At 63.7% G+C, this 23,768-nt stretch carries 27 protein-coding genes and 1 tRNA gene; 9 read left to right on the top strand and 19 right to left on the bottom strand.

Annotation, left to right across the window (positions count from 1 at the left end; all coding sequences use genetic code 11):
• Positions 1-5: 5 nt before the first annotated feature.
• From ACREBX_RS06640 to ACREBX_RS06670, 7 genes are all read right to left on the bottom strand, one after another.
• Positions 6-359, bottom strand: coding sequence for a hypothetical protein (locus ACREBX_RS06640; RefSeq protein ID WP_431560967.1), 354 nt, complete (start codon positions 357-359; stop codon positions 6-8).
• The gene (gene nuoF / locus ACREBX_RS06645; RefSeq protein WP_431560968.1) at positions 356-1,648 is read right to left on the bottom strand and encodes an NADH-quinone oxidoreductase subunit NuoF; all 1,293 of its coding nucleotides are present in this window, start codon (positions 1,646-1,648) and stop codon (positions 356-358) included. Before nuoF ends, ACREBX_RS06640 begins: the two co-directional genes overlap by 4 nt.
• A 157-nt stretch (positions 1,649-1,805) precedes the next feature.
• Positions 1,806-2,474, bottom strand: a complete 669-nt coding sequence (locus ACREBX_RS06650) for a complex I 24 kDa subunit family protein (RefSeq protein ID WP_431560969.1) — start codon at positions 2,472-2,474, stop codon at positions 1,806-1,808.
• 204 nt (positions 2,475-2,678) lie between these two features.
• A complete protein-coding gene (locus ACREBX_RS06655) occupies positions 2,679-3,935 on the bottom strand; it encodes an NADH-quinone oxidoreductase subunit D (RefSeq protein ID WP_431560970.1) in 1,257 nt (418 codons plus the stop codon).
• Complete coding sequence (locus tag ACREBX_RS06660; RefSeq protein ID WP_431560971.1) at positions 3,932-4,849, bottom strand: NADH-quinone oxidoreductase subunit C; 918 nt, start codon at positions 4,847-4,849, stop codon at positions 3,932-3,934. Before ACREBX_RS06660 ends, ACREBX_RS06655 begins: the two co-directional genes overlap by 4 nt.
• Positions 4,849-5,403 carry a NuoB/complex I 20 kDa subunit family protein gene (locus tag ACREBX_RS06665; RefSeq protein ID WP_056375229.1) on the bottom strand — a complete coding sequence of 185 codons (555 nt, stop codon included), beginning with the start codon at positions 5,401-5,403 and terminating at the stop codon, positions 4,849-4,851. The genes ACREBX_RS06660 and ACREBX_RS06665 overlap by 1 nt, the downstream gene beginning before the upstream one ends.
• 29 nt (positions 5,404-5,432) lie before the next feature.
• Entirely contained in the window at positions 5,433-5,807 is a 375-nt protein-coding gene (locus ACREBX_RS06670) for an NADH-quinone oxidoreductase subunit A (protein ID WP_431560972.1), read from the bottom strand.
• Positions 5,808-6,035: 228 nt separating this feature from the next.
• On the opposite strand from ACREBX_RS06670, the gene ACREBX_RS06675 reads away from it, so the two are divergent.
• Together ACREBX_RS06675 and ACREBX_RS06680 are read left to right on the top strand one after the other, a co-directional pair.
• Positions 6,036-6,518 (top strand): YbjN domain-containing protein, encoded by a 483-nt coding sequence (locus tag ACREBX_RS06675; RefSeq protein WP_431560973.1) that lies wholly within the window; start codon positions 6,036-6,038, stop codon positions 6,516-6,518.
• A gap of 87 nt (positions 6,519-6,605) precedes the next feature.
• Positions 6,606-7,592 (top strand): dienelactone hydrolase family protein, encoded by a 987-nt coding sequence (locus tag ACREBX_RS06680; protein WP_431560974.1) that lies wholly within the window; start codon positions 6,606-6,608, stop codon positions 7,590-7,592.
• Positions 7,593-7,596: 4 nt separating this feature from the next.
• Here the strand turns inward: ACREBX_RS06680 and ACREBX_RS06685 are convergent, their stop codons facing one another.
• The 5 genes from ACREBX_RS06685 to thiE all read right to left on the bottom strand — a co-directional run bounded on the left by ACREBX_RS06685 (position 7,597) and on the right by thiE (position 12,292).
• Positions 7,597-8,418 carry an inositol monophosphatase family protein gene (locus ACREBX_RS06685; RefSeq protein WP_431560991.1) on the bottom strand — a complete coding sequence of 274 codons (822 nt, stop codon included), beginning with the start codon at positions 8,416-8,418 and terminating at the stop codon, positions 7,597-7,599.
• Positions 8,415-8,720 carry a cupin gene (locus tag ACREBX_RS06690; RefSeq protein ID WP_431560975.1) on the bottom strand — a complete coding sequence of 102 codons (306 nt, stop codon included), beginning with the start codon at positions 8,718-8,720 and terminating at the stop codon, positions 8,415-8,417. Before ACREBX_RS06690 ends, ACREBX_RS06685 begins: the two co-directional genes overlap by 4 nt.
• Positions 8,721-8,731: 11 nt before the next feature.
• A complete protein-coding gene (gene efp / locus ACREBX_RS06695; protein ID WP_431560976.1) occupies positions 8,732-9,295 on the bottom strand; it encodes an elongation factor P in 564 nt (187 codons plus the stop codon).
• A gap of 116 nt (positions 9,296-9,411) precedes the next feature.
• Entirely contained in the window at positions 9,412-11,370 is a 1,959-nt protein-coding gene (locus ACREBX_RS06700) for an OPT family oligopeptide transporter (protein ID WP_431560977.1), read from the bottom strand.
• 283 nt (positions 11,371-11,653) lie between these two features.
• Positions 11,654-12,292: a thiamine phosphate synthase gene (gene thiE, locus ACREBX_RS06705; RefSeq protein ID WP_431560978.1), complete on the bottom strand. Its 639-nt coding sequence runs from the start codon at positions 12,290-12,292 to the stop codon at positions 11,654-11,656.
• Between the two features lie 35 nt (positions 12,293-12,327).
• Here thiE and ACREBX_RS06710 point away from each other — a divergent pair, with 35 nt between their 5' ends.
• Positions 12,328-12,726 (top strand): hypothetical protein, encoded by a 399-nt coding sequence (locus tag ACREBX_RS06710; protein ID WP_431560979.1) that lies wholly within the window; start codon positions 12,328-12,330, stop codon positions 12,724-12,726.
• Here the strand turns inward: ACREBX_RS06710 and ACREBX_RS06715 are convergent.
• The 5 genes from ACREBX_RS06715 to tkt all read right to left on the bottom strand — a co-directional run bounded on the left by ACREBX_RS06715 (position 12,723) and on the right by tkt (position 18,697).
• Positions 12,723-13,379, bottom strand: a complete 657-nt coding sequence (locus ACREBX_RS06715) for an O-methyltransferase (RefSeq protein ID WP_431560980.1) — start codon at positions 13,377-13,379, stop codon at positions 12,723-12,725. The genes ACREBX_RS06710 and ACREBX_RS06715 overlap by 4 nt on opposite strands.
• 3 nt (positions 13,380-13,382) lie before the next feature.
• Positions 13,383-14,252 (bottom strand): fructose bisphosphate aldolase, encoded by an 870-nt coding sequence (locus ACREBX_RS06720; RefSeq protein WP_431560992.1) that lies wholly within the window; start codon positions 14,250-14,252, stop codon positions 13,383-13,385.
• A gap of 100 nt (positions 14,253-14,352) precedes the next feature.
• The gene (locus ACREBX_RS06725; protein ID WP_431560981.1) at positions 14,353-15,549 is read right to left on the bottom strand and encodes a phosphoglycerate kinase; all 1,197 of its coding nucleotides are present in this window, start codon (positions 15,547-15,549) and stop codon (positions 14,353-14,355) included.
• Positions 15,550-15,683: 134 nt separating this feature from the next.
• A complete protein-coding gene (gap, locus tag ACREBX_RS06730; RefSeq protein WP_431560982.1) occupies positions 15,684-16,691 on the bottom strand; it encodes a type I glyceraldehyde-3-phosphate dehydrogenase in 1,008 nt (335 codons plus the stop codon).
• Between the two features lie 38 nt (positions 16,692-16,729).
• Positions 16,730-18,697: a transketolase gene (gene tkt, locus ACREBX_RS06735; RefSeq protein WP_431560983.1), complete on the bottom strand. Its 1,968-nt coding sequence runs from the start codon at positions 18,695-18,697 to the stop codon at positions 16,730-16,732.
• A 178-nt stretch (positions 18,698-18,875) separates the two neighbouring features.
• Here tkt and ACREBX_RS06740 point away from each other — a divergent pair, with 178 nt between their 5' ends.
• The 4 genes from ACREBX_RS06740 (at position 18,876) to ACREBX_RS06755 (ending at position 20,594) form a co-directional block, all read left to right on the top strand.
• Positions 18,876-19,082: a hypothetical protein gene (locus ACREBX_RS06740; protein WP_431560984.1), complete on the top strand. Its 207-nt coding sequence runs from the start codon at positions 18,876-18,878 to the stop codon at positions 19,080-19,082.
• Entirely contained in the window at positions 19,075-19,521 is a 447-nt protein-coding gene (locus ACREBX_RS06745) for a cell division protein ZapA (protein WP_431560985.1), read from the top strand. The genes ACREBX_RS06740 and ACREBX_RS06745 overlap by 8 nt, the downstream gene beginning before the upstream one ends.
• Before the next feature lie 252 nt (positions 19,522-19,773).
• Positions 19,774-20,367 carry a 5-formyltetrahydrofolate cyclo-ligase gene (locus ACREBX_RS06750; protein ID WP_431560986.1) on the top strand — a complete coding sequence of 198 codons (594 nt, stop codon included), beginning with the start codon at positions 19,774-19,776 and terminating at the stop codon, positions 20,365-20,367.
• Positions 20,364-20,594, top strand: a complete 231-nt coding sequence (locus ACREBX_RS06755; RefSeq protein WP_431560987.1) for a DUF2842 domain-containing protein — start codon at positions 20,364-20,366, stop codon at positions 20,592-20,594. The genes ACREBX_RS06750 and ACREBX_RS06755 overlap by 4 nt, the downstream gene beginning before the upstream one ends.
• Positions 20,595-20,675: 81 nt before the next feature.
• On the opposite strand, the gene ACREBX_RS06760 is transcribed toward ACREBX_RS06755, so the two are convergent.
• Together ACREBX_RS06760 and ACREBX_RS06765 are read right to left on the bottom strand one after the other, a co-directional pair.
• Positions 20,676-20,752 (bottom strand) — tRNA-Asp (locus ACREBX_RS06760).
• A 43-nt stretch (positions 20,753-20,795) separates the two neighbouring features.
• The gene (locus ACREBX_RS06765; RefSeq protein WP_431560988.1) at positions 20,796-21,995 is read right to left on the bottom strand and encodes an AI-2E family transporter; all 1,200 of its coding nucleotides are present in this window, start codon (positions 21,993-21,995) and stop codon (positions 20,796-20,798) included.
• Between the two features lie 259 nt (positions 21,996-22,254).
• Between ACREBX_RS06765 and ACREBX_RS06770 the strand changes: the two genes are divergently transcribed.
• Together ACREBX_RS06770 and ACREBX_RS06775 are read left to right on the top strand one after the other, a co-directional pair.
• On the top strand, positions 22,255-23,193 hold the full coding sequence (locus ACREBX_RS06770; protein ID WP_431560989.1) for a hypothetical protein: 939 nt from the start codon (positions 22,255-22,257) through the stop codon (positions 23,191-23,193).
• Between the two features lie 11 nt (positions 23,194-23,204).
• Positions 23,205-23,669 (top strand): hypothetical protein, encoded by a 465-nt coding sequence (locus ACREBX_RS06775; RefSeq protein WP_431560990.1) that lies wholly within the window; start codon positions 23,205-23,207, stop codon positions 23,667-23,669.
• The last annotated feature ends 99 nt before the right edge of the window (positions 23,670-23,768 follow it).

Below are 23,768 nucleotides of genomic sequence, written 5' to 3' on the forward strand. Positions count from 1 at the left end.
TTTCCTCACTCCTCAACCGGAGCGCAATGATCTTCGCCGGACGCGTCTTTAGTGCACAAAAAGGCCGAAGCATCGGTTTCTTTGTCGGGCCGGATTTCCGAGGGACGTGCTGCCGCAAGACGCTTCTTCAACTGCTTCAGATCGATATTCATCGAACCTTGGCAGGGCATAACCGCTCTCATGAACAGAGCAGCCTCTTTCGCCTTATCCTGATTATCGATGTAACGTGCAGTAGACGTCGGCGCTTCTTGCCACATACACTCGACGAGCGAGTCCATCTTGCCCTTTGCTGTTGCTGGCGCGGCCATTGCCATGCCCCCAACGGCTGTTCCGACAACAAGAAGGCTGCGGCCGATCATTCCGCCGCCTCCAGCGCGCCGCCATTCTCGCGGATGCGGCGTTCGATTTCGGGGCGGAAATGCTTGATCAGGCCCTGGATCGGCCATGCCGCGGCGTCGCCGAGCGCGCAGATGGTGTGGCCTTCGACCTGCTTGGTCACATCGTACAGCGTATCGATTTCGCTGATATCGGCGTCGCCGGTGCGAAGGCGCTCCATCACGCGCCACATCCAGCCGGTGCCTTCGCGGCACGGCGTGCACTGGCCGCAGCTTTCATGTTTGTAGAAATAGCTGATGCGGCTGATCGCCTGGACGACGTCGGTCGACTTGTCCATCACGATCGCGGCGGCGGTGCCGAGGCCCGATCCGACGGCTTTCAGCCCGTCGAAATCCATCGGCGCGTCCATGATCTCGGCCGCTGGGACGAGCGGAACCGACGAGCCACCGGGGATCACCGCGAGCAAATTATCCCAGCCGCCACGGATGCCGCCGCAATGCTTGTCGATCAGCTCGCGGAACGTGATACCCATCTCTTCCTCGACGACGCACGGGCGCTCGACATGGCCCGAAATCTGGAAGAGTTTGGTGCCCTTGTTATTCTCACGCCCGAAGGACGAGAACCACGGCGCGCCGCGGCGCAGGATCGTCGGAACGACCGCGATGCTTTCGACATTGTTGACCGTTGTCGGGCAACCATAAAGGCCCGCCCCCGCCGGGAATGGCGGTTTCAGGCGCGGCTGGCCCTTCTTGCCCTCGAGGCTTTCGATCATCGCGGTTTCTTCACCGCAGATGTACGCGCCGGCGCCGCGGTGGACGAACACGTCGAAATCATAACCCGACTTCGCGGCATTCTTGCCGAGCAGACCGGCGTCATACGCCTCCTGCACCGCGGCAAACAGCGTCTCGGCCTCGCGGATGAACTCGCCGCGGATGTAGATATACGCTGCGCGCGCGCGCATCGCAAAACCCGCGATCAGCGCACCTTCGATCAGCTTGTGCGGATCGTGGCGGATGATTTCACGGTCCTTGCACGAACCGGGCTCGGATTCGTCGGCGTTGATGACGAGGAAGCTCGGGCGGTCGGCGCGCGGCTCCTTCGGCATGAAGCTCCACTTGAGCCCCGTCGGGAAACCCGCGCCGCCGCGGCCGCGCAGGCCCGACGCCTTGATCTCTTCGATGATCGCGTCCTGGCCGCGGCTCATCAAATCCTTGGTCTTGTCCCAATCGCCGCGTGCCTGCGCGGATTTGAGGTTCCACGGCTGGAACCCGTAAAGATTGGTGAAGATACGATCTTTGTCAGCGAGGCTCATGCCAAATCCTCCCCACTCGTGGGGAGGTGGCAGGCGCGCAGCGACTGACGGAGGGGGCTATCGAGGCCCGCTGCCGTCGCGCAAGGCCGCAGCCCCCCTCCACCACCCTGCGGGCGGTCCCCCTCCCCGCGAGCGGGGAGGATTTTGAGAACGGTCATCACCACTCCTTCCGATAGTCGTGGTTCGAAGACACCATTTCCTTCAGCGTCGTCGGGCCGCCTTCGGGCTCGCTCGTGTGGCGCTTGGGGTTCTGGGGACCGGTCTTGGGCTGCTCGCCCGCGGCGAGCGCGTCGAGGATGCGGACGGTGCTGTCGTAGTCGAGGTCTTCATAATTATCGTCGTTTATCTGGACCATCGGCGCGTTGGTACAGGTGCCCATGCATTCGACCTCGGTCAGCGTGAACAGCCCGTCGGGCGTCGTCTTGCCCTTCACCATGCCGCGGTTCTTGCACGCGGCCATGACATCGTCCGACCCGCGCAGCAGGCACGGCGTCGTGCCGCACACCTGCACATGATAGCGGCCGACGGGCACCATATTGTACATGGTGTAAAAGGTCGCGACCTCATAGGCGCGCATGAACGGCATATCGAGCTGCGCTGCGACATATTCGATCACCGGCACGGGCAGCCAGCCCTGCGTCTGCGTCTCGGCGCCGACCTGCCGCTGCGCGAGGTCGAGCAGCGGCATCACCGCCGAGCGCTGGCGCCCTGCGGGATAACGCGCGATGACCGCCTTTGCTTTCTCGGCATTTTCCGCCGTCCACGCAAAAGCGCCCCAGCGCGCGCGGGTTTCGGCTTCGTCGGGGATTTGGGGTGCGTCAGCCATGGGTAGTGTGTCGCTTGTGAGAGATAAAGAGAACGAGTTGCGTCGCGAGGCAACCGAGCGCGGACAGTCCCATCGCCACGACGGCATAGAGTCCGATAACCATTGCGAGTTCGCTCGGAAGCAAAGCGCTAACGCCGGCAGCGAGCATTAGGAGAAAGGCCAACACGCTGGTCGCCAATGCTATGCGAAAGGCCGCAAGTATTCTCATCGGTCGCACTCCCCGAACACCACGTCGATGGCGCCGATGATCGCGGTCGTGTCCGCGAGCATATGGCCTTTCGACATCATATCCATCGCCTGCAGATGCGAGAACGCGGTCGGGCGGATCTTGCAGCGGTACGGTTTGTTGCTGCCGTCGCTGACCAGATAGACGCCGAATTCGCCCTTCGGGCTTTCGGTCGCGACATAGACTTCGCCCGCGGGGACGTGGAAGCCCTCGGTATAGAGCTTGAAGTGGTGGATCAGCGATTCCATCGACTGCTTCATCTCGCCGCGCTTCGGCGGGACGACCTTGCGGTCGAGGCTGGCGATCGGGCCGGTGGGCATGTCACGCAGGCACTGTTTCATGATGCGCGCCGACTGATAGACTTCCTCGACGCGGACCATGAAGCGATCATAGCAGTCGCCGCGGGTGCCGACGGGAATGTCGAACTCCATCTGCGCATAGGCGTCGTAAGGCTGCGACTTGCGCAAATCCCATGCGATGCCGCTGCCGCGGATCATCGGGCCCGAGAAGCCCCATGCCAGCGCGTCTTCCTTGCTCACCGTCGCGATGTCGACGTTACGCTGCTTGAAGATGCGGTTGTCGATGACGAGGCTCATCGCGTCGCCGAACAGTTTCGGCAGGCGCTTTTCGAGCCATTCGCCGATGTCGACGAGCAGCTTTTCCGGCACATCCTGATGGACGCCGCCCGGGCGGAAATACGCCGAGTGCATCCGTGCGCCCGAGGCGCGTTCGAAGAAGTTCAGGCAATCTTCGCGCAGCTCGAACACCCACAGGTTCGGGGTCATCGCGCCGACGTCCATAACGTGGCTGCCGATGTTGAGCATGTGATTGCAGATGCGCGTCAGCTCGGCGAACAGCACGCGCAGATATTGCGCGCGCGCCGGGACTTCGAGGTCGAGCAATTTCTCGATCGCGAGGACATAGCTATGCTCCATCGCGAGCGGCGAGCAATAATCGAGCCGGTCGAAATAGGGCAAAGCCTGCAAATAGGTCTTATACTCGATCAGCTTCTCGGTGCCGCGGTGGAGCAGGCCGACGTGCGGATCGACGCGCTCGATAATCTCGCCGTCAAGCTCCAGCACCAGCCGCAGCACGCCGTGCGCGGCCGGATGCTGCGGACCAAAGTTGATCGTGTAATTGGTGACCGCCTGATCGCCCGCCGTGTTGGCGGTATCGACCGGATAGCCGGTGAACAGGTCGCCGCCATAATGCAGGACATTCGGAGAGTCGGTCATGCGTCACCTCCTGCTTTGGGCTTGTGCGGCGCGCGCGGCTTCTGCGGCGCCTTCGCCTTGGCGGGTGCCTTTTCGGCCGCCTTGGTCGCCGGAGTCTTGGCCTTCGCTGCAGGGGTCGCTTTCGCGCCGTCGCGGCTCGTCTTGGCCGCCTTCAGGTTCGCCTTCGCGCCCGCGCCCGTCTGCTCGGGCTTTTCGGTGGTCTTCGGGGTTGGCGGCGGCGGCGCCTTCGCCGCGTCGTCGGCCTTCTTGACCTCGGCCGCCGTCATCGGCGACGGCGCGCCCTTGCCGGGTGCCTCGCCCGTTCCGCCGGCCTTTTCATCGCCCGGCAGCACATAGTCGGCGCCTTCCCACGGCGACATGAAGTCGAAATTGCGGAAATCCTGTGCCAGCTTCACCGGCTCATAGACGACGCGCTTATCCTCTTCGGAATAGCGCAGCTCGGTATAGCCCGTCAGCGGGAAATCCTTGCGCTGCGGGTGGCCCTGAAAACCATAGTCGGTCAGGATGCGGCGCAGGTCGGTGTTGCCCGCGAACAGCACGCCATACATGTCGAACACTTCGCGCTCGAGCCAGCCGGCGTTCGGCCACACGGGAACGATCGTCGGCACCGGCGTCGCCTCGTCAGTCGACACGCGAACGCGCAGACGATGGTTCTTCGTGAGGCTGAGCAGGTGATAGACGACCTCGAACCGCTCGGCGCGGTCGGGATAATCGACCCCCGCAATTTCCATCATCTGCTGATATTCAAGATTGTCACGCAGCGCGATCATCACCCCGGCGATCGCATCGCGGTCGACGGTGATGCTGTCTTCGTCGACCGTGAACTCATGCGCGAGCAGGTCGGTGCCGAGCAGCTTCTTGAGGGTCGCCGCGAGCGTGGGCTGCGGCGCGACGACGGGAGCGGGATGGCCCATCAGCGTTCGATCGTCCCGGTGCGGCGGATCTTCCGCTGCAACTGCATCACACCGTAAAGCAACGCTTCGGCGGTCGGCGGGCAGCCGGGGACATAGATGTCCACGGGCACGATGCGGTCGCAGCCGCGCACCACCGAATAGCTGTAGTGATAATAGCCGCCGCCATTGGCGCAGCTGCCCATCGAGATGACATATTTGGGGTTCGACATCTGGTCGTACACGCGGCGCAGCGCGGGGGCCATCTTGTTGCACAGCGTCCCCGCGACGATCATCACGTCCGACTGACGCGGCGATGCGCGCGGCGCGGCACCGAACCGCTCCATGTCATAACGCGGCATGTTGACGTGGATCATTTCGACCGCGCAGCACGCGAGGCCAAAGGTCATCCACCACAGCGAGCCGGTGCGCGCCCAGTTGAACAAATCCTCGGTCGAGGTGACGAGAAAGCCCTTGTCGCCGACTTCGCTGTTGAGGTCGTCGAAAAATGCCGCGTCGGGGTTTGTCCCCGGCGCCACTGGCATAAGACCGGGGTTGGTCCCCGGGGCAACCGGCATCTGGCCGGGCGGCAGGATGATCGAGCTGCTCATTCCCAGTCCAACGCCCCTTTCTTCCATGCATACACAAGGCCGAGGGTCAGTTCGGCGAGGAAAATCATCATCGTGGCCCAACCGGCCCAGCCGATTTCCTTGAGGCTGACCGCCCAGGGAAAGAGGAAGGCGGCTTCGAGATCGAAGATGATGAAAAGGATGGCGACGAGATAGAAGCGCACGTCGAACTGGCTGCGCGCGTCCTCGAACGCCGGGAAGCCGCATTCATATTCGGTCAGTTTCGCCGGGTCGGGTTTGTGCGCCCCGGTCAGCCGCGCGACGCCCATCGGCAGGAAGACGAAGGCGGAAGACAGGCCGATGGCGACGACCAGAAAGATCAGAATCGGCAAATATTGCGTCAGATCGACCATGGGAGCTCGCAGTTCTGTTGTTCATATTTTGGGGTGTCTGGCACCCGTTTATGGGCGCGCTTTAGGCCAGCGCGCCGCGTGTCGCAAGCGCTGCGGGTACGAATTTCGTAACCCCTGTGACCAAAAGCATAAACGAGGCTGGCGACCGGCCCTATCGCTGTGATACCCCACCAAAAAGGGTCGCTGTGCTGCGCTTTTTCGGGCGCACCTTCGATAATGGGAGATTCCATGGGACCAATTACCGCTCGCGCCGCCCTTGCCTTGGGTGCAGCCGCTCTTTTCTGCGCCACGCCAGCGCACGCCGAACTGATCAATGCGGCGAATCCCGCGACGATCAAGGCGATCCTCGAGTCGCAGGGCTGGCCCGCGACGCTGGTCAGCAAGGCGGGCGACGATCCCTATCTCGAAAGCAATCGCAACGGCCTGAAATTCCTCGTCCTCTTCATGAACTGCGAAGAGGGCAAGAAGTGCAAGACGCTGCAATATTATATGGGTTTCAGCGACGCCAAGGGCGTCTCGCTCGACAAACTCAACAAGTGGAACAAGGACAAGCGCTTCGCCCGCGCCTACAAGGATGACGAGGGCGATCCGGTGCTCGAAATGGACGTCGACCTCGATTTCGCGGGCATCCCGCGCGAGAATGTCGGTGAGACGCTCAATACCTGGGCGTCGCTGATGGACAGCTTTCGCGAGTATGTTTTCGAGAAATAGCTGCCGTCCGATTTCGCATCGACCGATCTCGCTTGCCTGGCTGTATTATTACTATAATACGGGCGCGCAAGCGAACGGAGGGCGAGGATGATCAAGACAGCTTTGGCGATTGCAATTGCGGCACTGGTTTGTCCGGCAAGTGTGGCCGCCGAAACCTCACCGCAATCGACCCCGGCCTCGATCGAAGAAACGGCCATCACCGGTTTCCCGCACGCCACACTCTACCGTTTGCCCGGCGCGGAACGGCGACCTTTACTCGTCATTCTCCCCGGCGCCGAAGGCGGCGACGGAGCCGGCAAGCGCTTCGGTCCGATCCTTGCCCAACTGGGCTATGCCGCGGTCAGCCTTCCCTATTATTCGCCCAACTGGGGCAGCTATGGTCCGCCGCCCGAATATGCCGACCTGCCCGGCAGCTTTATCGACATTCGCGTCGACCAGCTCGCCGACCTCAGGACGACATTATCGGCCATGCCCGGTGTCGACGTCGAGCGCCTCGGGCTGTTCGCAGGCTCGAAGGGCTCCGAATTCGCACTGATCGCCGCCAGTCGCTATCCGTGGATCAAGGCGGTTGTCGCCTATGCTCCCTCCGACCTAGTGTGGGAGGGATGGGGCCTCGAAATGCTGGAGGCCGAGGGGACGCGATCGTCCTTCGCGTTCGGCGGCAAGCCCCTGCCCTTCATGCCCTATCGCGGTTTCGTCGAGGGGCTGCAGGCCGGACCCAATGCCGATTTGCTGGCGATCCACGAAAACGGACGCGCCGATCATCCCGACCGCGAGGCGGCGGCCAAAATTCCCGTCGACGCCTATCGCGGCAAGTTGATGCTCGTCGCCGGCGACAAGGACCGCCTGTGGAATTCGGGGCGCATGTCGCGCAGTATCGTCGCAACGCGGGACGCCGCGGGGCTACGGACCGAGGCCCTGATCTATCCCGACGCCGGGCACGATCTGGCTGGCGGATCGGCCGAGCCGCGCGACGATCCACGCGGCGGCGGCAGCCCCGAAGCCAATGCCAAGGCCCGCGCCGACGCCTGGCCGAAAGTCACGGCGTTCCTGAAAGACGCGTTGCGCCCCTGAATGCTCAGGCGTTGCGGAGCGCCCCCGCGACCAGCTTTTGCAGCTTCGAATGCACCGCGGCGCTGCCGGCGATGAATTCGCTGCGTTCGATCGCGCGGTCGCCGCCGCGGAAATCGCTCACAAAGCCGCCGGCTTCGCGCACGAGCAACATGCCCGCGGCGACATCCCAGACCTGAAGGTCGCTTTCCCAGAAACCGTCGTAACGGCCCGCCGCGACCCACGCGAGGTCGAGGCTGGCGGCGCCGAAGCGGCGGATGCCGGCGACTTCGGGTGCGACCGCACCGAAAATGCGGCTCCACTGCGCCATATTGCCGTGGCCCATGTACGGGATGCCCGTCGAGACCAGGCATTCGTTGAGGTGGCGACGCGACGCGACACGGAGCCTGCGATCGTGCAGCCAGGCGCCGCGGCCGCGTTCGGCCCAATAGCTTTCGTCGGTGACGGGCTGATAGACGAGCGCCGCCGTGACGTCGCCCCAGCCGCCGCCCGGCTTCGGTTCCTGCACCGCGATCGAGATCGCGAAATGCGGGATGGCGTGGAGGAAGTTCGAAGTGCCGTCGAGCGGATCGATGATGAAGCGCGGCTTGCCGGGCTCGCCCTCGATGATCCCGCCTTCTTCGAGCACGAAGCCCCAACCCGGACGGTCGCGGCCGAGTTCGTCATAGAGCGTGCGTTCGGCAGCCTGATCGGCCTTCGACACGAAATCGGCCGGACCCTTTTGCGAGACCTGCAGATGCTCGATCTCGCCGAAATCGCGGCGCAGCTTGGTGCCAGCCTTGCGCGCGGCACGTTCCATGACGGTGATGATGCCCGATACGGCCACTATACGGATCCCTTACGTTCTACGACCAAAATGCGGGCCTCGCCCACCGGATGTGCCACATGCTCGTCGCCGACATCGGCTACAAACATGTCGCCGGCTTCAAGGCGCGCAACATGCTCCTCGCCCGCCGCTCGATAATGCATGTCGACGGTCCCCGCGATGACGCAAAACAGTTCGGCGCCATCATTGACATGCCATTTATAAGGCTGGTCCGTCCAATGCAGACGGACGCTGGCGCCTTCGATCTCGACGAGATCGCGCGCGCCCCACGCGCGGTCGGCCCGAAAGCTCCGCGCGTCGGTCACGATCCTAACCATCAGTCGGCGCGGCGGACATATTCGCGGTCGTACACATGCACGACGATCTTCGTTCCGCTGGTGATATGCGGCGGCACCATCACGCGCACGCCATTGTCGAGGACCGCGGGCTTGTACGACGACGAGGCGGTCTGCCCCTTCACAACGGCGTCGGCTTCGACGATCGTCGCTTCGATCGTTTCGGGCAGCTCGACCGAAATCGGGCGCTCTTCCCAAAGCTCGAGCACGACATCCATGCCGTCCTGCAGGAACTCGTGCGCGTCGCCGACGACATCCTTGCCGATGTTGATCTGTTCGAACGTATCCTTGTCCATGAACACCAGGTCGTCGCCCTCGGCATAGAGGAACTGGAAATCCTTGGTGTCGAGGCGGACCTTTTCGACCGTGTCGGCGCTGCGAAAACGGTTGTTCAGCTTGCGGCCGTCGATCAAATTCTTGGCTTCGACCTGCATATAGGCGCCGCCCTTGCCCGGCTGGGTGTGCTGGATCTTGGTGACTTTCCAGATCCCCTTTTCAAATTCGATAATATTGCCGGGACGGATTTCAACGCCGGTGATTTTCATCGCGCAAGCTTTCTTAGAAGGATGGGCACAGTTCAAGGATAGAAAGAGCAAACCGGCGCCCCACGAGCATCGGTATCAGGTGGGCGCCTTTAGCCGCGCGAGCGACGAAGGGCAAGTCAGGGCGTTTCGACGACCAGGCGGCGGGTGCGCTGGTAACTGAGCCAGACGAGCACGACGAACAGGATCAACCCGACCCACGGGGCATAGGGCGCGTAACCGTCGCCGGTTACCGCGAGCGGCGCGTCGTTGTCGGTCACATAGACGGTGCCGGCATAAAAGACGCCGAGCAAGCTCTCGCCGACGATCATGCCCGTCGCCGTCAAAACGCCCATCCGGTGCGCAAAGCTCGCGTTCGGACGCTTCGCCGCCCAGCGGTCGTAGAACCAGCCACCGACCGCGCCGATCACGACGGGCAGGATGACCGCCATCGGCAGGTAGATGCCGATTCCGATGGCCAGGGGCGGCAGCCGCAACTTGCCCGCACGGCCGAGCAGCGCATCGACGATGATGAAGCCGATCCCCGCGAGCACGCCATAGCCGAGCATCGTCCAGTTGAGATCGCCGCCCAGCACGCCCTTCGCGAGCGACGAAATGAGCCCCGCTTGGGGCGCCGCCAGCGCTTCGGGGCCCGCGCCGGGAACCCCGACAAAACCGACGGTCTCGTTGAGCACGTTGAGCACCGGCGGGACCACCAGCGAGCCGAAGATCACGCCGATGATCAGCGCGACCTGCTGTTTCCACGGCGTCGCGCCGACAAGCTGGCCGGTCTTGAGATCCTGGAGATTGTCGTTCGAAATCGTTGCAATGCCGAACACCAGCCCGGTGACGATCAGCGCATAAGCGACCATCGCCGCGATTTCTTCCTCACCACCCCCGCGGCCGAGCAGGCCGAGCAGCAGCAACGACGACGCGATGATCGCAAGAATGCCGATGCCCGACACCGGCGAGTTCGACGCGCCGATCAGGCCCGCCATATAGCCGGTGACCGATGCGATCATCAGCCCGATGACGATGATGAACAGCAGCGCGCCCGCGATGAGGATCATCGCCGATCCCGCGAGCGGCCCGCCGGCGAGCACCGTCCAGAGCAACCAGCCGATCGGCAGCATCAGCGCGAGCGAGCCGCCGAACACCCAATTGATCGATATATCCTGTTCCTCGATGGCCAACGTCTGCCCGCCCTGCCGCGCACGGCTTGCCGCCATTGCCGAGCGGATGCCACCGATGACCGGACCCGCGATCTTGATCAGCGTCCAGATCGCCGCGACCGCGATGACGCCAGCGCCAAAGAAGCGGACGTCGGCGCGAAACACCGTGTTTGCCAGCGTCTCGGCGTCGCCGGTTCCGCCTTGGGTCAGGATCGGCAGCAACACCCACCAACCGGTGACCATGCCGACGAGCTGCGCCATGCCGACCGACAGGCCGACGAGATGCCCGACGCCGAACAGCGCAAAGGCGAGCCCGCCCGCGATCCCGGTCGCGCCGCTGCCGACGGCAAACCAGCGCGCAACCTCGGCGCCCGCAAGTTTCATCTGGGTGAGCAATGTGAAGACCGCGGCGACGATGCTGTTCCACATCAAGGCCGACAATCCGGCGCGATTTTCCTCGGCGCCCTCGGCGCTCGCGGCACCGACCTGCAGCACTTCGGCGGCCGCGCGACCTTCGGGGTAGGGAAGGTCTGAATCGACCACCAACGCGCGGCGTAGCGGCACCGAAAAAAGCACGCCCAAAATGCCGCCGAGCATCGTGATCGCAGTGGTTTCGAGCATCGGGAAGCCCTGCCAGTAACCGACCATGACAAGCCCCGGCAGTACGAAGATGATCGCGGCCAGCGTGCCCGCCGCGCTCGCGATCGTCTGGACGATATTATTCTCGAGGATCGTCGATCCGGCCATATAGCGCAGCAGCGCCATCGAAATCACCGCCGCGGGGATCGAGGTCGCAAAGGTCAGCCCGACCTTCAGCCCCAGATAGACGTTCGCTGCGGTGAACATCAGCGTCAAAATGCCGCCGAGCAAAATCGCGCGGAGCGTCAATTCGCGCCCGCGTGCGGCCGGTGTCGTGATTTCGGTCATAAACTTCTCCCCGCCCGCTGTGTTGCGACACGCCGGGTCTTGCGCAAGTCAAAAGGCGACGAACCGAAGCCGATTTGACGCATCGATCCAATATGAGGCGCGACATCAATGTCATATCGTCGGCCATGATGAGCATCGATCTTTCGGACCTGACCCCGCCGCCCCCGCGCGGCAACGCAGCACCTTCGTCGCGCGGGGCTCCTTGCGCCGGCCTTTTCGGCTGGCGCAAGGATGCGGCGCCACCGCGTGTGCCGAAGGATGGTCCGAAGACGCCGGGGTGCGATTACCCGGCGGGCTGATCGTCGAGAAGGGCACTGAACGCCCGCACGGCCGCCGCTGGCCCCTCGGGGTGCGCCCAAATGCCGCCGGATACGGCAAGGAAATCGGCCCCCGCTTCGATCAGCGTCCGCGCATTGTCGACCGTGATGCCGCCGATCGCGACGCAGGGTAGTTCGAACATGCCCTGCCACCACTCGAGGATTTCAGGATCGGCGTGATGCTCGACCGTCTTGGTCGTTGTCGGGTAAAAAGCGCCGAACGCGACATAGTCGGCGCCCGCCTCACCCGCTTCCATCGCCATATGGCGGCTCGCGTGGCAGGTCACACCAATCTGCGCCTCGGGGCCCAATATGCGGCGCGCCTCGCGCGGGTCGCCATCATCCTGTCCCAGATGTACGCCGTCTGCACCAAGCCGTTTCGCGAGCGCGACATCGTCGTTGACGATAAACGCCACGTCATGCGCGGAGCAAAGCGCCTGCAACGGCTCGGCAAGCCGTGCCGCTTCATGCTGGTCGAGATCCTTGACGCGAAACTGGAAGGCGGCGACCGGACCGGCGTCGAACGCTTCGGCAAGCCGGTCGGGAAAATCGCCGCCGACGTCGAGCGGCGAAATCAGGTAAAGTTGGCAGGTCGGTGTTTTCATGGCGCGTTCATAGCGGCGCGGTCACAGACGGGCAAATGCAGAACATACACCGCCTCGCGATCCTCGCCCTGCCCGCCGCCCTTGCCCTTTCCGCCTGCGCCACGACGCGCGGCGCGCCGCTGCCCGACGGCAGCGACGTCGCACTCGGCCAGAAAGCCTATGTCGACGGCCCGCTCGTCCAGCCTGTCGAAGTGCTCGAAGACAGCCGTTGCCCGATGAACGCGCGCTGCGTGTGGGCGGGCCGGGTGCGGGTGAAGATGGTCTGGATTCGCGGCAATGGCGAGAAACAGCCGTTCGAAGCGACGCTGGGCGAACCGGTCCAACTCGCCGACGGACAGTTCACGCTCGAATCGGTTCGGCCGGAAAAGCGCACCGATGTGACGATCAAGCCGGCGGATTATCGTTTCTCGTTCCGCTTTGCGGGCGGGCTCTAAAGCACCCGCGCCAGGACGAATCCATCCCATTTCTTGGCACCGACGGTCTGGACAGCGGTCGCATCAACGCGTGGGTCGGCGCTAAGCATGTCGAACAGCGCACGGGTGCCGATGATGCGCTCATCGTCGCTGTCAGCTTCCAGTACCCCGCCTTCGCGCACGACATTGTCGACGACAATCGTCGTACCGGAGCGCCCGAGCCGGATCGCCTCTTCGACATAGTGGGCGTTGCTTTGCTTGTCGGCGTCGATGAAGACGAAGTCGAAGGGCGCCTCGTTCGTCATCGCGGCAAGGCTGGCCGTCGCGGCGCCAATGCGGATATCGACCTTCTCGGCGAGTCCGGCCCGTTCCAGATTCTCTTGCGCCACTCGCGCATGATGCGCTTCGAGTTCGAGCGTTACGAGCGATCCGCCCTCGGGCAGCGCGCGGGCGAGCCAGATCGTCGAATAACCGCCGAGCGTTCCGACTTCGAGGATGCGTTTAGCGCTCGCCATCTGCGCGAGCAGGAACAGCATCTTGCCCTGCGCCGCGGACACGTCGATCGGCGGCAGGCCCTGGGCGGCATTGTTGGCGAGGGTGGTGGCAAGCGCGTCATCGTCGCCAAGCAATTTGGCGGCGATATAATCGTCGACGGCTTGCCACCTCTCTCCCATCACCTAGGCCACGGAGGCCGCGTGAATTTCCTTGATCGCGCCGCCAAGCGACGCGTTGAAGTCCGCATCGCTCATCTGGTGGCGCAGGTCTTCGAGCAGCGCCCGGCTGAAGCTCGCGATGATACCGGGGTTCTTGGCGAGTTCGACGCAGGCTTCGGGACGGGCAAAGCCGCCCGACAGCGCCACAACGCGCAGCACCTTCGGATGATCGACGAGCGGCTGGAACAGGCCGGCCTCGGTCGGCAACGACAGCTTCAGCATCACCGGTGCGCCAGTCCAGGCGTCGAGCGCCGCGAGCGTTTCGTTGAGCAGCAGGCGGTCCGCCGCATCGCGTTCGGCGCTCTTGATGTTCACTTCGGGTTCGATGATCGGGACGAGGCCATGCGCGGCGATGCGCGCGGCTTCGGCGAACTGCTGCTCGACGATCGCCTTGATTCCCACCGGATTGGCGAGGTTGACGACGCTGCGCATCTTGGTGCCGAACACGCCCTTGGCGACCGCGCGGTCGCAAAGTTCGTCGAGGCCCGGATTGGCCTTCATCAACTGGACGCCGTCGGCTTCGTCTTCGAGGCCCTTGTCGACCTTCAGGAACGGCACCACGCCGCGTTCCCACAGCAGCGCGGGCACCGGCTTGCCGTCCGCATCGCCGTCCATCGTGCGTTCGAACAGGATCGCGCCGATCACTTTCTCGCCATTGAAGCAGGGCGCGGTGACGATGCGGCTGCGCATCGCGTGGATCAGGCCGAACATTTCATCGTCGTTCGAAAAGGCGTCCTCGCCGATCCCATAACCCTTCAATGCCTTCGGCGTCGAACCGCCGCTCTGGTCGAGAGCGGCGATAAAGCCCTGCCCCGATTTGATCTGGTCGAGCATGGCGGCATTGGCGGTGGTCATAGGATCTCCGGTTATTTGCATACGTATGTGGCGCTGCGCATAGCGACCCCATGGGTGCGATGCAATGCAGCGGGGAAGCCTAAGCCTTCAGCGCGTCGACGCCCGGCAACGCTTTGCCTTCCATCCATTCGAGGAAGGCGCCGCCGGCGGTCGAAACGAAGGTGAAATCGTCGGCGACGCCGGCATGGTTGAGCGCCGCGACGGTATCGCCGCCACCCGCGACCGAAATCAGCGAGCCTTCGCGAGTCAAAGCCGCGGCGGTCTTCGCGAGCGCGACGGTTGCGGTGTCGAACGGCGGCGTCTCGAACGCGCCGAGCGGACCGTTCCAGACGAGCGTGCGGCAATTCTTGAGGACGTCCGCCAATGCTTCGGTCGCGGCCGGGCCGACGTCGAGGATCATCTCGTCGGCCGCGACCTCATGGACGTTGACGGTACGCGTCGGGGGATTCGGGGCGAACTGCTTTGCCACCACAACGTCATAAGGCAGATGGATCGTGCAGCCCGCGCTATCGGCGGCATCGAAGATCGCGTTGGCGGTATCGACCAGGTCATGCTCGCACAGAGACTTGCCGACATCGACCCCGCGCGCCGCAAGGAAGGTGTTCGCCATCCCGCCGCCGATGATCAGATGATCGACCTTGCTGACAAGATGGCGCAGCACGTCGATCTTGCTCGACACCTTCGCGCCGCCGACGACCGCCGCCACCGGATGCGCCGGATTGCCGAGCGCGGCGTCGAGCGCCTTCAGTTCTGCTTCCATCGCCCGGCCGGCATAGGCCGGCAAACGGCGGGCGATGCCCTCGGTCGACCCATGCGCGCGGTGCGCCGCCGAAAAGGCGTCGTTGACGTAAAGATCGCCGATTTCGGCGAGTGCATCGGCGAAAGCCGGATCATTGGTTTCTTCGCCCGGATAGAAACGCGTGTTTTCCATCACCGCGACGTCGCCAGCGGCGAGCACCGCGATCCCCGCTTTCGCGCCCTCGCCGACGGCTTCGGGGATGAACATCACCGAATGGCCAAGGACGTCCTCGACACCGCCCATCACGAGGCTGAGCGACTGGGTCGGGTTCTTCGCGCCCTTCGGCCGCCCGAAATGCGCGAGAAGCAGGACGATCGCGCCCTTGTCCGACAATTCGCGGATCGTCGGCATCGCGGCCTGGATCCGGGTCGCGTCGCTGACCGCGCCTTCGAACATCGGGACGTTGAGGTCGACGCGCACGAGCACGTGCTTGCCGGTGACGTCACCGATATCGTCGAGGGTCTTGAAAGCGGTCATTTTCCAACTCCGTTTCCGGCGTGCGCCCCTGCGAAGGCAGGGGCCCATCTCCTATGCTATCCGTCTCCACTGCCGTTCGATCAAAATCGATCCGGCAGGAGATGGGCTCCTGCCTTCGCAGGAGCACGAACGGATTACAGCAGCTTGGCGATCACACCTGCGGTATCGACCATGCGGTTCGAGAAGCCCCATTCATTGTCGTACCAGCTGACGACGCGAACAAGCTTGCCTTCGAGCACCGAGGTTTCGAGGCTGTCGATCGTCGAGCTGGCCGGGTTATGGTTGTAATCGATCGAAACCAAAGGCTCGTCGGAAAACGCCAGAACGCCCTTCAGCGCGCCTTCCGACGCGTCCTTCAGGATCTTGTTCACTTCCTCGACGCTCGTGTCGCGCTTCGGGGTGAAGGTCAGGTCGACCAGGCTGACGTTCGGGGTCGGCACGCGGATCGCCGAACCGTCGAGCTTGCCCTTGAGTTCGGGCAGCACTTCGCCGACCGCGCGGGCGGCGCCCGTCGTCGTCGGGATGATCGACATCGCGGCGGCGCGCGCACGGCGCATGTCGGGGTGGATCTGGTCGAGGATCTTCTGATCGTTCGTGTAGGCATGGACCGTGGTCATCAGCCCGCGCTCGATGCCGATGCTGTCGTTCAGCACCTTGGCGACCGGCGCGAGGCAGTTGGTCGTGCAGCTCGCGTTCGAGACGACGACATGCTCGGCGGTCAGCTTGTCGTGGTTGACGCCATAAACGACCGTCAGGTCGACGCCCTTGGCCGGGGCCGAGATCAGCACGCGCTTGGCGCCGGCGGTCAGGTGCTTCGATGCGCTGTCGCGATCGGCAAAGAAGCCCGTGCATTCGAGCGCAATATCGACGCCGAGTTCGGCGTGCGGCAGGTTGGCGGGGTCACGCTCGGCGGTGACGCGGATGCGCTTGCCATTGACGACCATCGCGTCACCATCGGCGCTGACTTCGCCCGGAAAGGCGCCGTGGACGCTGTCGCGCTTGAACAGCAAGGCGTTCGACTTGGCATCGGCTAGGTCGTTTATCGCAACGAGTTCGAGCCCGCAGTCGGGACGTTCGAGGATGGCGCGTGCCACCAGGCGACCGATGCGTCCGAAACCGTTGATTGCGACTTTTACTGCCATGTCGAAAAATCCTTTCTGCAGGAGGGAGGGCCGGGCGCTTAGTTGCTCAGCCGTGCCAGGATCTGGGGGGTGATAGCATCGGCGGTAAGGCCGAAATGCTTGAATAGGTCTTCAATCGGCGCCGAAGCCCCGAAGCTGTCGATGCCGAAGCGCAGGCCGTGGCGGCCAGTGTAGCGTTCCCAGCCGAAGGTCGTGCCCGCCTCGATCGACACGAGCAGCGCGTCGTCGGGCAGGATATCGGCCTGATAGGCGGCGCTCTGCTCGTCGAAGAGTTCGGTCGATACCATCGAGACGACGTCGGCGCCGTGGCCCGCGGCCTCGAGCTTGTCGGCTACTTCTATCGCGAGCGAGACTTCGGAGCCCGTCGCGACGAGCACGACCTTGCGTGCGGCCGACGCATCGCGAAGGCGGTAACCGCCCTTCAGGCAAAGATTTTCGGTGACGTCATCACGCAGCGGCGGGAGGTTCTGACGCGTCAGCGCGAGCAGCGACGGCCGGCTTTCCTGCGCCAGCGCGAGTGCCCAGCATTCGGCGGTTTCGATCGCATCGGCGGGGCGCAGCACGAGCAGGTTCGGCATTGCGCGCAGCGACTGGAGATGCTCGATCGGCTGGTGGGTCGGGCCGTCTTCGCCAAGCCCGATGCTGTCGTGCGTCATCACATAGACGACGCGCTGCTGCTGCAGAGCCGACAGGCGGATCGCGGCGCGGCAATAATCGGCAAACACGAGGAAGGTGCCGCCATAGGGCATGATGCCGCCGTGCAGCGCCATGCCGTTCATCGCCGCCGCCATGCCGAATTCGCGGATGCCATAATAGATATAACGGCCAGAATAATCATTCTTCGTCAGCGGCTTGGTCGACGATGTTTTGGTGTTGTTCGAACCCGTCAAATCGGCGCTGCCGCCGACAAGCGCCGCAATGTCGGCGGTCAGCGCGCCCAGCGTGTTCTCCGACGCCTTGCGCGTCGCGACCTTCGGCGGTTCGGCGACCAGCCCGTCGAGATACGCTTTGAACGCATCGCCCGGAACGATCTTGCCGCTCAGGCGGGCGTTAAATTCGCTTTTCTTTTCATGGCTTGCAAGACGAGCATTCCATTCTACGTGAAGAGCTTTGCCCTTTTCTCCGAACGCCGCCCACGCCGAAGCGATGTCGGCGGGAATGTCGAACGGTTCGGCGGTCCAGCCCAGTTCCTTGCGCGCTGCGGCGACTTCGTCGGCGCCAAGCGGCGAGCCGTGGGTGGCCGATGTGCCCTGCTTGTTCGGCGCACCGAAGCCGATAACGGTGCGGCACGCGATCAGCGACGGCCGCGGATCGGCGAGCGCGGCGTCGATCGCGCGGCGAATGTCGGCCGGGTCGTGTCCGTCGCAGCTTTCAACGTGCCAGCCGGTCGCCGCATAGCGCGCCGAAATGTCTTCGCTGGTCGACAGGTCGGTCGATCCGTCGATGGTGATCTTGTTGTCGTCCCACAGCACGGTCAGGCGGCCTAGCTGCAAATGTCCAGCCAAACCAATGGCTTCGTGGTTTATGCCCTCCATCAGGCATCCGTCGCCGGCTATGACATATGCGCGATGATCGACAAGATCGTCACCATAGATCGCATTCAAATGCCGCTCGGCGATCGCCATGCCGACCGAGGTGGCGAGTCCCTGCCCCAGCGGCCCGGTCGTCGTTTCGACGCCTTCGAGCTCGAAATTCTCGGGATGCCCCGCGCACGGGCTGTTGAGTTGCCGGAAATTGCGGATGTCGTCCAACGTCGGCCGTGCATAGCCCGCAAGGTGCAGCGTCGCATAAGCGAGCATCGAACCATGACCCGCCGACAGAACGAATCGGTCGCGATCGGCCCATTTGGGATCCGAAGGATCGAATTTCAGATAGTCCGAGTAAAGCACGGTGGCGACGTCGGCCATGCCCATCGGCATCCCTGGATGGCCGCTGTTTGCGGCCTGTACGGCATCCATCGCAAGCGCGCGGATTGCGTTGGCGAGCTGACGTTCGGGCAGTGTCATTGGTCCCCCGGAAAGGTTGGGATTGGTCCGGACCCAAAAGACTCTGGGCACCCGGATTGGATGCGCACAGCCCTTTGCGGGGGTGGGGGCAGGAGTCAACCGCCCGTGACGGAAAATCAGCGCATTTTGGACCGACAGGGCAATTGCACGCCCTTCCCCACGCTGCTACCCCATTGGCATGGAACTCGATCTCGACGAATCCAGCCTGGCCATCGGCCGTATCGAACGCGCGCTGAGCCGTATCGAAAAGGCCCTGACCGATCGCGCGAACGGGCCCGCTGCGGCCGTTGCAGCGCCCGCAGCCGACCAGTCGGCGCTCAAGGCCGAAGTTGCCGCCGTCATCGGCGAACTCGACCTGCTGATTGCGGAGGCCAAGCGTGGCTGACGTGAAATTGACCATCGCTGGCCGCCCCTATGACGTGCATTGCGCCGATGGGCAGGAAGCGCAGCTGCTTCAGCTTGCTTCGGTCGTCGACGAAAAGGTGCGCACGATGCCGGGCGGCACCGAGATCCGCCAGATGCTGTTCGCTGCGCTGATGCTCGCCGATGAAATCCAGGAAGCCAGGGGCAAGGTCGAAAAGTCCGAACCCCAGTCCGATTCGCTCCGTGCCGCGGTTGCGCTCGCCGAGAGCCGCGAAGCGACGGCGCGCGACGAGCTGCGCGCCGCGGTCGCGCGCGAGCAGGTCGCGCTCAAGGAACTTGCAACCGCGCGCCAGAACGCGCCGACAACGGCTCCTTCAGCGACCCCGTCGAACAACCGCGCCTTGCTGCAAATCGCCGATCGCATCGAGGCGCTCGCCGCGAAAGTCGAACAAATCCCCTGAGCGTGCGCCGCACGCTCGCGCAAACCCCTTGAGCGGACAGGCCCGTCACCCTACATAGGGAGCGGCGGGTACTGCCCGGCACGAGCTTTTGCGAAAATCCCTGAGGCGATACATCATCCTAGGGGGCTGTCCCTGCCCGGACCCTGGTCCGACGTACATGGTCCCCACCTGACGTTACTGGCGTCAGAGGACTTTCCAGCAAACGACCTCGGCGGTCCCGCCAACCATCCACAGCAAGTCCCAGAGGAGGCGATGACCGACTTGTCCGCCGATCTGGTCCAGCAGAAACAGAAGTTGCGAGAAAAGCTTCGCTTTCGCCGCAAGCATTTCGTGGCGAATCTCGACGGGATGGCACAGTTGGCGGCCTTTCGCGCGCTGCCCGCGCCGCTTTCCGACCTTTTTGCCGACCATGCCGTTATTGGCGCCTATGCCGCGTGGGGCGACGAGCCCGATATCATGCCGATGTTCGCTGGCCTTGCGGAAGCGGGCGCGCTCGCCCTGCCCCACCATGCCGGGCGGATCCTCGCAATGGATTTTCGCCATTGGCGGCCCGGCGAAGCGCTGGTGAAGAGCCCCTGGGGCACGCGGCAGCCCGCGGACGCTGCGCCTTTGGCAACACCCGACCTCATCTTCTGCCCCCTCGTCGGGTTCGATCGCAGAGGCGGCCGGATCGGTCAGGGCGGCGGGCATTATGATCGCTATTTCGCCGCGCACCCCGATGTGCTGCGGATCGGAATCGGGTGGTCCGTGCAAGAAATCGACGCGGCCCCACGCGAATCAACCGACATCGCGCTCGACGCGATCCTGACCGAACAAGAATTCATCCTTTGTGGAGACCGTTTGTGAGCCAGCCACCCGCCGACCCCCAGCCGAGTTGGCGCAAGCCCGCCGGCATGTTCCTGATCCTGGCGCTTATCGCGATGTGGACGGGCGTTGTCGTCAGCGTGTCACCATGGGTCGGCACCTGGCCGGTGCTGGTGCAGGCGGTCTTCTATCTTGCCGCAGGGATCGTCTGGATCCTGCCGCTGAAGCCGCTGCTGCGCTGGATGGAATTGGGAAAATGGCGCGGCTGAAGCGCCGCGCCATTTTTCCCGATTTCCAGTGATGGAATGATCCCAAGCCGCGGTGGCCATTCCGTCCGAAAAGGGAAGGAATGGCGCGAGTGACGGGGCTCGAACCCGCGACCTCCGGCGTGACAGGCCGGCACTCTAACCAACTGAGCTACACCCGCGTGTGCTTGGGAGCCGCGCCAATATGGCGCTCGCCCCGACCTGTCAACCGTCGCTTTCCTCATGCGTGCGATTTAATCGGTCGCGTACCTCGTCGGTGGTCGTCAGCGTGCCACGTTCGAACAGGAAACCAGCCAGATCGGGGGTTCCCGTCGATGCGAGCACCGTCTGCAAAATCAGCAGCAGCGGCACGGCAAGCAGCGCGCCCGGCGTACCCCACACCCATCCCCAGAAGCTCAAGGACACGAGAATCAGCAGCGGATTGATCGTCAGGCGCTTACCCAGCACCAACGGGGTGATCAGATTCGCCTCGACCAGGTGGACGCCGATGAAGATCAGCGCGGGGAGTAAGGCGAGCCCGACCGCGTCGAACGTCATCAACCCGCCCAGCCCGAGCAGCACCGCGGCGACGATCGGCCCCAGATAGGGTACGAAATTGCAGATGCTGACGATCCCGCCCCACATAAAAGGCGATGGCATTCCCAGCGCCCACAGCAGCAGCGAAACCGTCAGGCCGAGAATCGCGTTGATCATCGTGATCGTCGCCAGATAGTCGGCGGTGGCATCGACGACGTTCTGGATCACGCGCGCGGTCTGCATCGCGCCGTCAAAGCTGCCGCGCCGCCGGATCGTGCCTTTGCGCAGCCGCGTCCATCCCGCGAGGAAAAAGAAGATCACGAGCACGGCGAAAAAGAGCTGGATCGCAGCTGCGGGCGCAGACGAGATGAAATAGTCGACGACAGACGTCGGCGCGGTGGCCGCCACCGCCTGCGCTGTTGCCTCGGTCCCGCTGGCCACCGACATCAATGTGCGATCGACGAAGCGTTGCAGGGTCGAATAGAAATCGATCAGCGGCGCCAGGTTGCTCTGAATGCGCGGGATCGAATCGGGAAGCCGCGCAAACCAGCCCGTGGCAGGCACGACGATGATTGCGAGCGCGGCGTTGATAATCGCCAGAAAGGCAGCAAGCGCGAGGAAGGCCGCAAGCGCCGACGGCAGGCCGCGCCGTTCGAGCCATTCGAGCAATGGCACGAGCGCGATCGCAATGACGATCGCCGCGGTGAGCGGCAGAAAGAATTCGGCGCCCGCCTGCAGCGCGAAGGGCAGCACGAGACAAAAGCTAGCGCCAAAAAGCAGCGCGAGCGCCGCAAGAAGCCGGTCGCGGCGGAAATCGTCGATCTCGATCTGGTGTAGCGGATTGACGCGCGGCGGACGCACATCCTTACTTCCGCTGTCGTCCGCCACCCCTGCTCTCCTCGTTTACTGCCTTATCTTACGCGCGCTTGGCTTTCCGCGCCAGTCGCCCCGTTTTGCGACGGGTAGCAACCCTATTTTGTCTCTATCTGGATCAAAATTCGTCTTTCTTCCTGCGTTTTAACCAGAAATTACCCTTTATCGGCGACTGACGGCTCCAAGGACCAACCTATTCGGAGTCAACGTGATGATGATAGCGCCTGTGGGGGGCGCGAAGCATCGGCTTCTTCCCTCTTGTTCAGTCATTGCCGTGCTGGCCGCGCTCGCGCTGCCGACACAGGCTGGGGCAGCCGGCACGCGTGCCGGCTCCACCATTAGCAATACCGCGAGCGCGAGCTTCGATACGGGGGGCGGTACGACGACAGTCGATTCGAACCGCGTCGACCTGCTCGTAGACGAACTGCTCAACGTCACCGTCGATTCGAGCAATCCCGCCGACGTTCCGACGACGCCGGGCGCGACGGGTCAGTTGCTGACCTTCTCGGTCACCAATAACGGCAACGGTGTCGAGAACTTCGGTCTCAGTACGGTCGCCAATGCGGGCGGCGACAATTACGACCCCGTCGTCACGCAAATCTATCTCGACAATGGCGACGGCCTCTTCGACGCCAGCACCGATACGCTTTATACGCCGGGCGCGAACGACCCGGCGCTCAATCCCGACCAAAGCGTCACCGTCTTTGTTCTCGCGACGACGCCGGGAACCGTCATCGACGGCAATCGCGGCATCGTTAGCCTTGTCGCAGCGGCAAAGACGGGAACCGGTGCACCGGGCTTAAGCTTTGCCGGTCTGGGCGAAGGCGGCGGCGACGCCATTGTGGGCTCGACTGGTGCCGATGGCACCGACGCGGGTGCATTTGTCGTGTCGGCCGCAACGGTCACGCTCGTCAAATCGGCGGTGGTCACCAATTCGCTCAATACCGCAGACCCGATCCCAGGGGCGTTTATCACCTACACGATCGTCGCCACCGTCGCGGGCAGCGGTTCGGTCGGCGGCCTTGCAATCATCGACAATATTCCCGCGGATACCAGCTATGTCCCCGGCTCGATCACGCTCGGCGGCAGCGGGCTGTCCGACGCGGCCGATGCCGATGCGGGCGATTATAACGGCACGCGGATCAACGTCGCGCTCGGCACCGTCGCCGGCGGCCAGACGCGCACCGTCACCTTCCGAACCCGAATCAATTGATGGAGATGCGTATGCGCACCGCTCTTTTCCTTTTCCTTGCCGCTCTGACGCCGGGCCAGGCGCTCGCGGCGAACCAGGTGGCGCTCGACAACAGCGTGTTCATCGAACGCGTGACGACCGACGCGCAGGGCAAGCAGCGGATCCTGCTCGAAGAACCGAAGGTGGTCGTTCCCGGCGACCGGCTCGTTTTCGTGCTCAACTATCGCAACGCCGGCGCGCAGCCGGCGGACAAATTCGTAATTACCAACCCTATGCCGTCGGCGGTCCGGTTTGCGAACGCCGGCGACACGCGGCCACTCGTTTCGGTCGATGGCGGCAAGCAGTGGGGACTGCTTTCCGACCTTTCCGTTCCGATGAACGACGGCACGCGCCGCGCGGCGCAACCCGCCGATGTCACGCACGTCCGCTGGGATTTCCAGAAACCGATTCCGGTCGGCGGAACGGGCAAGCTCATGTTTCGGGGAGTTGTGAAATAGCGAAGGAATAAAACCGCTTAACGGTTGCCAGCGGTGGGGAAACGGCAACCAGCATAAAGCCCAGGAGCTCAGCTATGACCAGCAAGCTGACTTATATGG

Source organism: Sphingopyxis sp., assembly GCF_050725655.1.
Taxonomy (GTDB): domain Bacteria; phylum Pseudomonadota; class Alphaproteobacteria; order Sphingomonadales; family Sphingomonadaceae; genus Sphingopyxis.

Coding starts and splice junctions, on each gene's coding strand:
- ACREBX_RS06640 (WP_431560967.1), bottom strand. CDS start 359: ATGATCGGCCGCAGCCTTCTTGTTGTCGGAACAGCCGTTGGGGGCATG.
- nuoF (WP_431560968.1), bottom strand. CDS start 1,648: ATGAGCCTCGCTGACAAAGATCGTATCTTCACCAATCTTTACGGGTTC.
- ACREBX_RS06650 (WP_431560969.1), bottom strand. CDS start 2,474: ATGGCTGACGCACCCCAAATCCCCGACGAAGCCGAAACCCGCGCGCGC.
- ACREBX_RS06655 (WP_431560970.1), bottom strand. CDS start 3,935: ATGACCGACTCTCCGAATGTCCTGCATTATGGCGGCGACCTGTTCACC.
- ACREBX_RS06660 (WP_431560971.1), bottom strand. CDS start 4,849: ATGGGCCATCCCGCTCCCGTCGTCGCGCCGCAGCCCACGCTCGCGGCG.
- ACREBX_RS06665 (WP_056375229.1), bottom strand. CDS start 5,403: ATGCCGGTTGCCCCGGGGACCAACCCCGGTCTTATGCCAGTGGCGCCG.
- ACREBX_RS06670 (WP_431560972.1), bottom strand. CDS start 5,807: ATGGTCGATCTGACGCAATATTTGCCGATTCTGATCTTTCTGGTCGTC.
- ACREBX_RS06675 (WP_431560973.1), top strand. CDS start 6,036: ATGGGACCAATTACCGCTCGCGCCGCCCTTGCCTTGGGTGCAGCCGCT.
- ACREBX_RS06680 (WP_431560974.1), top strand. CDS start 6,606: ATGATCAAGACAGCTTTGGCGATTGCAATTGCGGCACTGGTTTGTCCG.
- efp (WP_431560976.1), bottom strand. CDS start 9,295: ATGAAAATCACCGGCGTTGAAATCCGTCCCGGCAATATTATCGAATTT.
- ACREBX_RS06700 (WP_431560977.1), bottom strand. CDS start 11,370: ATGACCGAAATCACGACACCGGCCGCACGCGGGCGCGAATTGACGCTC.
- thiE (WP_431560978.1), bottom strand. CDS start 12,292: ATGAAAACACCGACCTGCCAACTTTACCTGATTTCGCCGCTCGACGTC.
- ACREBX_RS06710 (WP_431560979.1), top strand. CDS start 12,328: ATGCAGAACATACACCGCCTCGCGATCCTCGCCCTGCCCGCCGCCCTT.
- ACREBX_RS06715 (WP_431560980.1), bottom strand. CDS start 13,379: ATGGGAGAGAGGTGGCAAGCCGTCGACGATTATATCGCCGCCAAATTG.
- ACREBX_RS06720 (WP_431560992.1), bottom strand. CDS start 14,252: ATGCTCGACCAGATCAAATCGGGGCAGGGCTTTATCGCCGCTCTCGAC.
- ACREBX_RS06725 (WP_431560981.1), bottom strand. CDS start 15,549: ATGACCGCTTTCAAGACCCTCGACGATATCGGTGACGTCACCGGCAAG.
- gap (WP_431560982.1), bottom strand. CDS start 16,691: ATGGCAGTAAAAGTCGCAATCAACGGTTTCGGACGCATCGGTCGCCTG.
- tkt (WP_431560983.1), bottom strand. CDS start 18,697: ATGACACTGCCCGAACGTCAGCTCGCCAACGCAATCCGCGCGCTTGCG.
- ACREBX_RS06740 (WP_431560984.1), top strand. CDS start 18,876: ATGGAACTCGATCTCGACGAATCCAGCCTGGCCATCGGCCGTATCGAA.
- ACREBX_RS06750 (WP_431560986.1), top strand. CDS start 19,774: ATGACCGACTTGTCCGCCGATCTGGTCCAGCAGAAACAGAAGTTGCGA.
- ACREBX_RS06775 (WP_431560990.1), top strand. CDS start 23,205: ATGCGCACCGCTCTTTTCCTTTTCCTTGCCGCTCTGACGCCGGGCCAG.